The organism is Pseudomaricurvus sp. ABR4_320, from assembly GCF_056159445.1.
Map to the genome: position 1 here is coordinate 118553 of NZ_JBSWVF010000013.1, position 11008 is coordinate 129560.

Consider the following 11008-nt stretch of genomic DNA (forward strand, 5'->3'; position numbering starts at 1 on the left):
TGTGGGCTGGCAATGGTTTCACAGATTGGGTTCACCACGCTGGTTTTATGAAAAGACCGGCCCGTGGATACCCTGGTTGGCGGCTGTGACCGTTATTTTGTTGGTCGTTGGTGCCGTCTGGGGATTGGCCTTTGCTCCGGCCGACATGAAGCAGGGCAACAGTTACCGCATTATTTATATTCATGTTCCTGCGGCGTTTTTATCGTTGGCTGGGTATTACATCCTCGCTATCGCTGGTGCTATCGGCCTTATCTGGAAAATGAAACTGGCCTTTATGGCCATGCGCAGCGCGGCGATTGTCGGAGCTGTCTTAACGTTTGTCTCCCTGGTGACAGGATCTGTTTGGGGGAAGCCTACCTGGGGAACCTGGTGGGTATGGGATGCCCGAATCACATCCATGTTGATTCTCTTTTTTCTGTATCTGGGCGTACTGGCGTTGCAGGATGCCTATCAGAGTTCTGATACCGGAAATCGGGTGGCGGCCATTCTGGCTCTGGTGGGAACGGTTAACATTCCCATCATCTACAAGTCTGTTGACTGGTGGTACACGCTTCATCAACCGGCCACGATCAAATTTACATCTGAATCTACCATTCACCCATCGATGCTCTATCCGTTGTTGACCATGGTGATCGGTTTTTACTGTTTTTATGCGTTGGCCTTGTTACTGAGGTTGCGGGTAGAGGTGTTGGAGCGAGAGCAAAAAACCCGTTGGGTGCAGGAACTGATCGCGGCGAAATCAGGCGGAAGATAACGTGGCTCTTAAGACTTATTTAACCTGGCAATTGTAGGCTTATGGGATTTCAATTCACATCGATCAGCGACTTTTTAACCATGGGTGGTCACGGGCCTTATGTCTGGGCGTCCTACGGCATAACGATGTGCGCACTGGCTTATTTGATGGTAGGCCCCTGGTGGAGACATCGCCAATTACATCAGCAGCTAGCGAAACAGCAGCGGCGGCAGCGAATGGCAGAGTCAGAGCAAAGCCCAACGGCTGATGCCAAATCGGGCGCACCGAAAGTCGCTTCGGATAATGCTGCAGCGAACGCTGTATCCAAATCGCGGTAGTCAGAGAGAGAAACGGTATGCACGCGCTGCGTAAACAACGGCTATTACTGGTTGTCTTTATCGTACTTTTCGCAACTGTGGCGGTCGGGTTACTGACCTACGCGTTGCGGGAAAACATCAATCTTTTTTATCCCCCCTCGAAGATCGTTTCTGGTGAAGCGCCATTGGCGAAACGGATCCGTGCCGGTGGTTGCGTGCTGCCAGGTGCTGTAGAGCGCTCTTCCGATAGCCTCGATGTCTCTTTTTTGATCACTGATGGCGCAGCGACCGTTAAAGTCCAGTATGCTGGCATTCTCCCCGATCTCTTTGCCGAAGGGGAAGCTGTCGTCGTTAACGGTGAAGTCGATAACGCGGGTGTATTTCAAGCCACCGAAGTGCTGGCGAAGCACGATGAAACCTATACACCGCCCGAGGTGGCAGAGTCGATTCAGAAGGGCGGGCAACCGTCCGAGTTTACCGCTGCCAACAGTGCTCAACACCAACAAACCTGCGAGGGGATGAGCTTTGATTCCTGAACTCGGGCATTTTTGCCTTGTACTGGTTCTCTTTTTATCTCTGTGTCTGTCAATAGTGCCGCTCTGGGGGGCTTCCACGGGGCAGGTGACGTTAATGCAAAGCGGAAGGAGTTTGGCAGCCGGCATTTTTGTGCTTCTGTGTTTGGCTTTCGCCTGTTTGGTGTACGCCTTTTTGCAGGATGATTTTTCCGTCACCTATGTTGCCAATCAGTCCAATACGCTCTTGCCGGTTCAATACAAAGTCAGTGCTGTGTGGGGCGGGCATGAAGGCTCGCTGCTGCTCTGGTTGCTGATTTTGGCCGGCTGGATTCTTTCGGTGGCGATTTTCAGCAAGACTATGCCCCTGGATATGGTGGCACGAGTACTAGCTGTGATGGGTATGATCTCAGTGGGTTTCAGTTTGTTTGTCCTGCTGACATCAAACCCCTTTGATCGGCAGTTGCCGAATGTTCCTGCCGAAGGCGGGGATCTTAATCCGCTTCTGCAAGACCCTGGACTCATCGTGCATCCACCGATGCTCTACATGGGCTATGTCGGATTCTCGGTGGTGTTTGCGTTTGCCATTGCCGCCTTGTTGTCGGGACGCCTGGATACGGCTTGGGCGCGTTGGTCGCGACCCTGGACAACCGTTGCCTGGGTGTTTTTAACCCTGGGTATCGCGTTGGGCAGTTGGTGGGCTTACTACGAGCTTGGCTGGGGTGGCTGGTGGTTTTGGGATCCCGTCGAAAACGCGTCGTTTATGCCCTGGTTGGTCGGCACTGCTTTAGTTCACTCTCTGGCAGTCACAGAAAAACGAGGCATTTTCAAAAGCTGGACGTTGCTGCTGGCGATTTTTGCGTTTTCGCTCAGCCTTTTGGGCACCTTCCTCGTGCGTTCGGGGGTGTTAACGTCGGTGCACGCTTTCGCATCGGATCCTGAGCGGGGTGTGTTTATTTTGGGGTTCCTCGCGGTTGTTATTGGTGGATCTCTCACTCTTTATGCACTGCGAGCCCCGGTGGTCAGGGCGAGAGCCGGTTTTGACTGGCTCTCGCGAGAAGCCATGTTACTCGGTAACAATGTGTTGCTGGTGGTGGCGACAGCCACCATTCTGTTGGGAACACTTTATCCTTTAATCGCCGACGCGCTCGATTGGGGCCGAATTTCCGTTGGGCCTCCGTATTTTAATTTCTTTTTTATCCCGTTAATGGCGTTGATTGCACTGTTGATGGGCGTCGCTGCGCGGGTAAACTGGAAGCGCACAGCCTTGCCGACGCTCCGTCAAACCCTGTTGAAGCCGTGGATCGCGAGCTTGGTGATCGGCGCGTTGGTACCGTTGTTTCTCGGTGAGGGTTATTCGTGGACTGCCGCAATCAGTATCTTTTTCGGTGCCTGGATTTGTCTGGCGACCTTTGCTGACATGCTGCATAAGAGCCGTAATAAAGCGTCTTTGCTGACCGGGTTAAGCCGTTTAACTCTGAGCTACAAAGGCATGGTTATCGCCCATGTTGGTGTTGCGATGACGTTACTGGGCGCGACTCTCAACACGATCTATTCAGATCAGCGGGACTTGCGAATGGATATTGGTGAAGAGGTCTCACAGGGCGGCTATGTCTGGGTATTCAAGGGTGTTGAGCATGTTGAAGGCCCGAATTATATGGCTGAGCGTGGCACGATTGAGATTCTTCATGACGGCAAACATTACGATACCTTGCACCCGGAAAAGCGCCGCTATCTGTCTGGCGGTAACATCATGACAGAAGTCGGTATCAACGCCGGGTTTTTCAGGGATCTCTACGTGGCTTTGGGTGAACCGCTTAGCAATGGGGCTTGGGCTGTGCGTTTGCATTTTAAACCCTTCGTACGCTGGATTTGGCTTGGAGCAGTCCTCATGGCAATCGGGGGATTTCTCGCGATTCTGGACAAACGCTACCGCGTCGCGCGCAAGGTGCCAGATGCGCGCTCACCGCAAGATGATGAGCGCTCAGAGCCGCCACTGGCGGTGACCGAATCAACCCGGAGTTCTTTGTGAAGCGATTAAAACTCTTTATACCGCTGGCGATCTTTGCCGTACTGGCGATTTTGTTTTGGCGTGGGCTAAGTCTGGATCCTACCGCCATGCCCTCTGCACTGATCGATAAGCCGATGCCCACGTTCAATCTAACAACATTGGCAGAACCTCAGCGGCAGGTTAGTGAGTCTGACTTATATGGAGAGGTGACACTGCTGAATGTGTGGGGCACTTGGTGTGTATCCTGTCGAGTTGAGCATCCTTATTTGGTTAAGTTGGCCGCGCAAGGCGTTAAAATTGTGGGCGTCAATTACAAGGATGATGTGGTTGCGGCGCGACGCTGGCTGGATGAATTTCACAACCCGTACGAATACAGCATCGTTGATACCGATGGCCGCTTGGGATTGGACCTGGGTGTATTTGGTGCTCCGGAAACCTATATTCTGGACGCCAAGGGCGTCATCCGTTACAAGCATGTAGGTGTTGTTGATGCTGCAGTCTGGGAGCAACAAATGGCACCTATCGTGCAACAACTCAAAGACTCGTGACAGAGATATCCCCTGAGCCAGCCATATGCCCAAGCTGTGGTCAGCCCAATGACTGCGGACTGCTTGTCGCAGGGGAAAACAGACAGAGTTGCTGGTGTTTTAAGATGCCATCAAATTCTGCTTTGCCTCCAACTCTGGGGAAAAGTTGTCTATGTCAGCAGTGTTTTCGGGATCAGTGCGGAAAACCTGAAGATTCATCGTCGGGTGACGAGACCTCTTAACCGTTTGCGAGAGGCCGTGCCACGCCGTTGCTCACACCATGGTGTCTTGCACCAGTCTAAGAAGTTTTTTGTCTATGATGGGGGTCTGGCTTGGATATGGGGCCTCTCTCGGCAAACCGTTAACGGTTTTTCTCTTTCGAGGACGCTAGCCACTTTCAGGGCGCTGCTGGAGTTTTGTATAGGTGGCGTAACAAGTATTCACCGGTATTAATATCGCTGTATTACCGATCATTAATAAAAATAAATGGACGGTGTGGTTTTTGCTGCTATTTTCTCATAATTATAGGTGCGAGGCCTGCGTAAAGGGAGGCTAGCAGTGACACCCATCGATTTGGATCAAAGGACGGCTTTGTTTTGCGGAAGACGATCAATCGGCCGAACATCATTGATTTGGAAGCCTCTGGCTTCGGCTACGACAGTTACCCCATTGAAGTTGGGGTGGTGATGACCGATGGGCGACGTTTTTCGCGGTTGATAAAACCCTTCGATGACTGGCATCACTGGAGTGACAGCGCAGAATCTGCCCATGGAATTTCTCGTCAAGTGTTAGCCAGGCACGGTGCTGATCCCAATGATGTCGCTCGGGAACTCAACGCTTTTTTAGACGGTGCTACGTTATACAGTGACGGCTGGATTGTCGATAAACCTTGGTTAGATAAGCTGTTTTATCGATGTGGCGTTACTATGGCGTTTTCAGTTTCTCCGTTGGAAGCTCTATTGTCGGAATCGCAGATGAGCTGTTGGGATGCTGCAATCAGCACCGCGCGGCGCGATTTAAGCGTTCGTCGCCACCGGGCGAGTATGGATGCTTTGGTAATACAGCAGGCCTACTACAACTCGTTACAGCTGGTTTCGAACCAACAATGCTCGGGTTAACAACTGAGGTCGTAGACTGCGTAAACCGGTCGCCAGGACGCTAAACGATTGACCTCGGTCAAAACCGTTTGTCAGACTTTCTCCTATCCTGTGAATGTCAAAAGAAAAAGCTCAATAGGAGACCTTCACCATGTACCTCGATGAATATGTTCTGTCTGGAATTGCCATTGTTGTCGCAACTTGTGTTGTCCTAGGTTACGTCGGATATTATGGCTACCGTCACATTAAAGAAGACATAAAAAAGCATTCCTGATGCCCGTTTCAGCAAATTTTTTCGTGAGCAGGAGCTGACACAGCAAGTGAAAAGGTCACTTGGTTCTGGTTTTAATCAGTACTTGGTTGGTCCAATGATTTCATTTGGTCTTGTCTCCTGCCTTTAATCTTGCAATCCCACAGTACGCTGGCGTTCTCCAGTTGCCACCATCGTCTCATATTCCTTTTCGATCCGACTTCCTATAATTAGAATATATAATTTTTCGATCGATCATAATCATGACCAATATCTCTCGGGTAGACTTGAATCTGCTGGTATACCTTGATGTGTTGCTGCGTGAACGGAATGTCACTAAGGCTGCCAATCAGCTCGGTGTCAGTCAGCCCGCTATGAGCAATAGTTTAAAGCGCTTGCGTGAGGTCTTTGGTGACCCTTTGCTCGTGAGAACGAGCGAAGGTATGACACCAACGGACAGGGCTCGAGAATTGGAGCCTCAGATTCGGGCTCTGATTGTCGAACTCGAAAAAACGTTGCAGCCAGTAGCGGACTTTGATCCAGCGAAAAGTGCGAGAGTTTTTCGAATTATTGCCAGTGATTACGCCGAGTGTACGTTGATTCCTGCGCTGCTCTCTCAATTGAGAGACCTGGCGCCCAATTTGACGTTGGATATTTTAACACCCAGTGACATTAACTTTCTGGACGTTGAACAGGGCAGGGTTGATCTGGTGATAAACCGCTTTGATGAAATGCCTCTGTCGTTCTATCAAAAGACCCTGTGGGTGGATCATTTCAGTTGTGTTATGAGTAAGAGTAATTCGGTGTTACTCGACGATTTCAGTCTGGATCGCTATCTGGAGGCGAGCCACGTTTGGGTAAGCAAAACGGGTATGGGAATCGGCGTCGGAATAGATCCACAAGACAACCAGAAGTTAGGGTGGGTTGATAAGACGCTCGCGACCATGGGGCGCAAGCGCCGAATATCCGTTTTTACTCGTCACTATCAAGTGGCGACATTATTGGCGGAACAAAAAGATCTTGTGGCAACCTTGCCCAGCAAGATGGCAAAGCTCCAGCAAAATAACGATCGTGTGAGAATTTTGCCTCCACCTTTCGATATCCCGCCGTTTGAGCTGAAAATGGCGTGGAGTTCACTGGTACACCACAATGCCGCTCACCGCTGGCTAAGAAAGATTATTACAGATACCGCGTTAGCCGTGGATACCAAGGTTTAGGCATCTTTAATTTGCGTCAAAGTTACGCCGAGAAGTCAATGGGGCGCCATAAAAATATATTTGCGCCAATGTTTTGACATTCATTATTTTTGTTCTACCCCGAAATTTAAGATTTGATGGCAATCGTGTGAAATTAATATGACTTTTGGGGTTGGCAAGTTAATGATCACTAACTTTTTATGCACATATTTGTTTTCCGTGTTTTTGGTCTCTACAAAATGAACGAAAATCAAAAATGAACTTTGGTGTCAATAGCTAAGTCGCTGAAAAATATATAGAAAATATGTAAGGCTAAAAAATGATCAGTTTGTAGAAAAGGCCTTATTTAAAGGGGTTGGTTCCGTTTCTCCAAACTTATTCACGAGGTTATCCACAGATTCTGTGGAAAACCTCGTAAGTGATTCACATTAAATATTTATTTCAGGCGGCGACGTCGTCGACGGCAGTATTGGCTGAATCAGAAAGGCTTTGTGACAAAATACAGGCGCCCGTTTCGGGCGTTGTGAAATGTAGCGTTCTTTCTTGCAGCACCTGTTCAACGGCATTTTTGATGGCGATAGCATCATCCAGTGCTCGATGGGCGCGGAGATCCAAAGACTGAAAGGCGTGGCGCTTGTGTATGTAAAAGCGGTCGATGTCGGAATCATCGAGCAGGGCTTCCAGCGGTGAGCAACCAAAATGCGCGGTTTTTCTGGCGGTGGCAAACAGTTTATTCAGCCAGGGCGAGTCGAAGACCCAGCAATCGCTGTAGAGTGTGAATCCTCCGCAGAGTTGATTCAGTTCGTCGCAGATGGTGTCGATCTCTTTGCCACGCTCCATCAGATCTTGCCGGCTGATTCCATGGATGCGTTCAGCGTTCTCATCCCAGTATTGCCAGCTGGAATGGGGGCGAATCAATGAGTGATACTCGCGGCCGTCGGCAAGTGTTACTGCAATTTCCACTGGGTAACTTTGTGACGACAGGCCTGACGCTTCAATATCGATGATACCGGAGCGACTCGCGAGCAGGCTGCAGTTTGCTAAGGCGTTCATAAGTCAATCATTTTCCGGCGGCTACTTGGCCGCTTCCTACGCTAAAAATGGCGCTGCTAGTGGCGCCTAAGTATGTTCTTTGGAAACCCAGAGCAAGCCAGATGCCATTTCGCTAGATCGGCTTGTCTAGATTTGTAAAATCGGTTTGAGTTACGTCAAACCCGCTTCTGACGTGGCTTTTAAGGTAATGCCGTGCCAGGCGAATCACGCTTTCCTCGGTGAATTTGATTTACTGGTTAACTAAGACCCCGGAAACGTGGTTTTTCTCTCCGCTTTTTCCGGTAAATTTGTAAATCTTCCAACACAGTGGTGGTAGCACGTGATTGGGCGAGATTGTAGGGCTACCTAGCGGTGCGCAAAATGATAAACGTCATGCCAGGTGTGCCTATTCAGCGCAAAGGGTGTTAAGTTTGGTCAAATCCTGCCCAGTTTGTCAGTTATGTGACAGTGGCGTTCGTTGTTGAGGTGAATTTGCTTCAAGTCGTCCGGGGGCTCTGGTAGTGTTGCGCCCTCTGGCGAGGGAGGTTCACTGAAGGGGTGTCTGAGAGGGGATCATCGTTCAACCTTTGAGTCTCGTCGTCCGTTTTGCTTAACCGGAAAAGTGTTCATGAAACGTAGTGTGAAAACGTGTATTGCTTATCTCGCAGGCGCTTCCATCAGTGGGAAAACTCTTTCTGGGTTTTACGACTGTAGTAAAGATAAGCGAGTCAGTATCACGGGGGACGTGAGCGGAAAAAAAGCCAGTGTGACTCATCACGGTAAGGGATTTACCCTCGCCGGTACTTTGGATGACTTGCGCGACGAAGAGGGCAGGTTGATTCTCTCGATCAAATTTAAAGATCGCAAGTTTTCCGGCAAGGACCAGGTATCTGGAACCAAGTTTAAAGGCGAAGTGCGTGGCAAAAACGTGTCACTGATTGCTGAGGGATACTACAGCTATCGTATGGAATGGTAGCCGGGCGGATTCTGGAAGATTGCGGGCAAAAAAAACCCCAAGTCTGGGGGAGAGCTTGGGGCCAAGACCATTAGGAGTTTACTGGTAAAAACCGGAAGCAACGTCGGCATAACCGTTGTTGAAAAGCTACCGCCATCGTTTCGTTACTACAAGTATGGTTCACCTCTGTGGATCTGCCAGTGATCGACGAGTCTTTTTGAGATCAATTTGACCTATCATGAGGTCGCTCGTGAACGCTATTGCTATAACTAAAAGAATTAGATGCCAGCTTTTGCTTATAACCAATGTAGATTTAGCAAAAGCCCTCAAACATACAGATTGAGAACACTCTTCGTGATTTCCTGCAGCCTCTGCCGGGTTGAGTGTCGCTGAATCAAATGCTCTCCGTCTTCCCAGAGTTGTTTTACACGTATCTGATAACCACGAAAATCTCCGGTAACCGGTTCGTAGGGCATGTCGTGGTCCTGAATGCTCAGTTTAGCAAGCTCCATGAGCTCCCGATTGACCACCATAATCAGGTCAAAACAGAGGTCTTTCGCTGTCACTTCGGAGCTTTCCCAATACATATCTTCCATCATGTCGTGAAATTCATTAAGAATTTCTAGCGCGCTTGCGATATCTGGTTGCGACAAGTCTGTGCCTCCTTCTTTGAAAAGGATGGGTTCTTATTGCAAGTATAGCTGTCGTCTCGCCAGCCGCTGTCTACTCGATATCACGGCTTCTTTGAGGGATATGTAAAGATCATCAAACCCTTGCCGATAAACGTAGAAAACAGGGCTGGCGCAGGGGAATTTTGATGGGATTACGGGTGGTTCTGGTGGCTTTTATCACCTTCGGACTGATAACTCTATCAGTGGCCGGCAACGCCCAGCAGGGCGTAACGATGCATACCGAACGCACTTGGGCACTCTCCCCGTTGTCACAGTTATTGGTTGTTTCAGATCAGGATCTTTATGGGCAACCCGGTCAGGCACCGTTAGCGGATTATCTTAAAACAGCGCTAGCGCTAAATTTTGCTCGAACGGAGGCGGTTTCTGACATCGCTGCTGGGGGGCTAATACAGGGAATGGCAATAGCGCGAGCTCGTGGTTTTCAGTTTGTGTTACAGCCGATTCTGTTGGTACACGGGAGTGTCGCAGGTGCATCCACTCGTGAGTTATCCACCCATTTGGATACTGCTGGGTTGTCATCGGCATCTACCTTAGATCAGAGGCCTCCGGAATTAATTCCAACCACACCAAGATCGCCTGCAGCGGTTGTAAACACTGAGGTGCCTGCTGTCGTTGTGAATCGTCCTTTGACGCTTGCACAAAAACCAAAATCTATCCAATTAAAAGTCATATTGTATGACGCACAAAGTGGCCGTATGTTGGACAACACCTTGGTCACCTCAGTAAATCGTTGGTACGATTTTACGCCCTCAGATCTGGCCGGGTTAGTGGCCAAAGCCTGTGATGCCTATGCGCGTTCGCTAAGTTCATTACAGCGTGAGCCTTAGCGGTCTCCCGATAGCATTTCGTGATATTGTTTGGTTTTCTTTCACTGTTTGTTCATTTGTATGGCTAATCGTGCTGAAGCCTTGCTTAACTCTTTACCCAAGTCGACGTCGATGCCTCCGGTCGAGCAATGGGATCCGCCATTCAGTGGTGATATCGATATTCGCATTGATCGTGAAGGCCGTTGGTTTCACGAGGGCGAGCCAATCGTCAGACAAAAGCTTGTTGTCTTGTTCGCGAGCATTTTAAAGCGGGAGCAAGACGACTATTTTTTGGTGACTCCGGTGGAAAAGTGGCGGATTCAGGTTGATGAAAAGCCCTTTCTTTTTTCTGAAATGCGGAAAGAGTCGACCTCTGACGGGCAGGGCATTCTCTTGACAACGTCTCTTGGCGATCAGATCGCTCTCTGCGAGGAATACCCGTTGGTCATGGAGCAAACGGCGACGGGCGAGCCACGACCTCTTGTTCGTGTTCGCAGAAACCTTTGGGGGTTGCTGAGCCGGGCCGTGTATTACGAGTTGGTTGAGTGGGCCGAAGAAGAGCCCGCCACTCAAGTGCAGGGGGCTGAGAGTGATAAGGTCGAGTGGGTGGTTTACAGTTGTGGGGAACGATTTGTGTTGGGGTAACGGCCCTTGCTTGGTCGGTGTCCGTGATTGTGATCAGTTCTTTCAGCCCAGTGTGATCTGGGCTGAGCTGAATCTATTCACTCTTCACATATTCGGATAATTCGGGCCCCCGGCACCTTCCGGTACCACCCAAGTAATGTTCTGGGCCGGGTCTTTGATGTCGCAGGTTTTGCAGTGCACGCAGTTCTGGGCGTTGATTTGAAAGCGCGCGCTGCCATTCTCTTCCACCACCTCG

Annotated in this window: 14 protein-coding genes; 11 read left to right on the forward strand and 3 right to left on the reverse strand. The window is 49.9% G+C overall.

The window, feature by feature from the left end:
• Position 1: 1 nt before the first annotated feature.
• The 8 genes from ACXAFR_RS21085 (at position 2) to ACXAFR_RS21120 (ending at position 6664) form a co-directional block, all read left to right on the forward strand.
• A complete protein-coding gene (locus ACXAFR_RS21085) occupies positions 2–754 on the forward strand; it encodes a heme ABC transporter permease (RefSeq protein WP_475180612.1) in 753 nt (250 codons plus the stop codon).
• Between the two features lie 41 nt (positions 755–795).
• A complete protein-coding gene (ccmD, locus tag ACXAFR_RS21090; protein ID WP_475180615.1) occupies positions 796–1071 on the forward strand; it encodes a heme exporter protein CcmD in 276 nt (91 codons plus the stop codon).
• Between the two features lie 17 nt (positions 1072–1088).
• Positions 1089–1586: a cytochrome c maturation protein CcmE gene (gene ccmE / locus ACXAFR_RS21095; protein ID WP_475180617.1), complete on the forward strand. Its 498-nt coding sequence runs from the start codon at positions 1089–1091 to the stop codon at positions 1584–1586.
• The gene (locus tag ACXAFR_RS21100) at positions 1576–3594 is read left to right on the forward strand and encodes a heme lyase CcmF/NrfE family subunit (RefSeq protein WP_475180620.1); all 2019 of its coding nucleotides are present in this window, start codon (positions 1576–1578) and stop codon (positions 3592–3594) included. Before ccmE ends, ACXAFR_RS21100 begins: the two co-directional genes overlap by 11 nt.
• Complete coding sequence (locus ACXAFR_RS21105) at positions 3591–4121, forward strand: DsbE family thiol:disulfide interchange protein (protein ID WP_475180621.1); 531 nt, start codon at positions 3591–3593, stop codon at positions 4119–4121. Before ACXAFR_RS21100 ends, ACXAFR_RS21105 begins: the two co-directional genes overlap by 4 nt.
• Positions 4118–4342, forward strand: a complete 225-nt coding sequence (locus ACXAFR_RS21110; protein ID WP_475180623.1) for a cysteine-rich CWC family protein — start codon at positions 4118–4120, stop codon at positions 4340–4342. Before ACXAFR_RS21105 ends, ACXAFR_RS21110 begins: the two co-directional genes overlap by 4 nt.
• A 354-nt stretch (positions 4343–4696) precedes the next feature.
• Positions 4697–5218, forward strand: coding sequence for a 3'-5' exonuclease family protein (locus ACXAFR_RS21115; RefSeq protein ID WP_475180625.1), 522 nt, complete (start codon positions 4697–4699; stop codon positions 5216–5218).
• A gap of 492 nt (positions 5219–5710) precedes the next feature.
• Positions 5711–6664, forward strand: coding sequence for a LysR family transcriptional regulator (locus tag ACXAFR_RS21120; protein ID WP_475180627.1), 954 nt, complete (start codon positions 5711–5713; stop codon positions 6662–6664).
• Positions 6665–7084: 420 nt separating this feature from the next.
• Here ACXAFR_RS21120 and ACXAFR_RS21125 read toward each other — a convergent pair whose 3' ends face one another.
• On the reverse strand, positions 7085–7696 hold the full coding sequence (locus ACXAFR_RS21125; protein WP_475180630.1) for a 3'-5' exonuclease: 612 nt from the start codon (positions 7694–7696) through the stop codon (positions 7085–7087).
• Between the two features lie 607 nt (positions 7697–8303).
• Between ACXAFR_RS21125 and ACXAFR_RS21130 the strand changes: the two genes are divergently transcribed.
• Positions 8304–8651, forward strand: a complete 348-nt coding sequence (locus ACXAFR_RS21130; RefSeq protein WP_475180631.1) for a hypothetical protein — start codon at positions 8304–8306, stop codon at positions 8649–8651.
• Positions 8652–8956: 305 nt separating this feature from the next.
• Here the strand turns inward: ACXAFR_RS21130 and ACXAFR_RS21135 are convergent, their stop codons facing one another.
• Positions 8957–9283 (reverse strand): hypothetical protein, encoded by a 327-nt coding sequence (locus tag ACXAFR_RS21135; RefSeq protein ID WP_475180634.1) that lies wholly within the window; start codon positions 9281–9283, stop codon positions 8957–8959.
• A 164-nt stretch (positions 9284–9447) separates the two neighbouring features.
• On the opposite strand from ACXAFR_RS21135, the gene ACXAFR_RS21140 reads away from it, so the two are divergent.
• Entirely contained in the window at positions 9448–10149 is a 702-nt protein-coding gene (locus ACXAFR_RS21140; protein WP_475180635.1) for a hypothetical protein, read from the forward strand.
• Between the two features lie 60 nt (positions 10150–10209).
• Positions 10210–10773, forward strand: a complete 564-nt coding sequence (locus tag ACXAFR_RS21145) for a DUF1285 domain-containing protein (protein ID WP_475180639.1) — start codon at positions 10210–10212, stop codon at positions 10771–10773.
• A gap of 84 nt (positions 10774–10857) precedes the next feature.
• On the opposite strand, the gene ACXAFR_RS21150 is transcribed toward ACXAFR_RS21145, so the two are convergent.
• Positions 10858–11008 (reverse strand): 4Fe-4S dicluster domain-containing protein (locus ACXAFR_RS21150; protein WP_475180649.1); only part of this gene is annotated, 151 nt, incomplete at its 5' end.

Coding starts and splice junctions, on each gene's coding strand:
- ACXAFR_RS21125 (WP_475180630.1), bottom strand. CDS start 7,696: ATGAACGCCTTAGCAAACTGCAGCCTGCTCGCGAGTCGCTCCGGTATC.
- ccmE (WP_475180617.1), top strand. CDS start 1,089: ATGCACGCGCTGCGTAAACAACGGCTATTACTGGTTGTCTTTATCGTA.
- ccmD (WP_475180615.1), top strand. CDS start 796: ATGGGATTTCAATTCACATCGATCAGCGACTTTTTAACCATGGGTGGT.
- ACXAFR_RS21120 (WP_475180627.1), top strand. CDS start 5,711: ATGACCAATATCTCTCGGGTAGACTTGAATCTGCTGGTATACCTTGAT.
- ACXAFR_RS21145 (WP_475180639.1), top strand. CDS start 10,210: ATGGCTAATCGTGCTGAAGCCTTGCTTAACTCTTTACCCAAGTCGACG.
- ACXAFR_RS21130 (WP_475180631.1), top strand. CDS start 8,304: ATGAAACGTAGTGTGAAAACGTGTATTGCTTATCTCGCAGGCGCTTCC.
- ACXAFR_RS21140 (WP_475180635.1), top strand. CDS start 9,448: ATGGGATTACGGGTGGTTCTGGTGGCTTTTATCACCTTCGGACTGATA.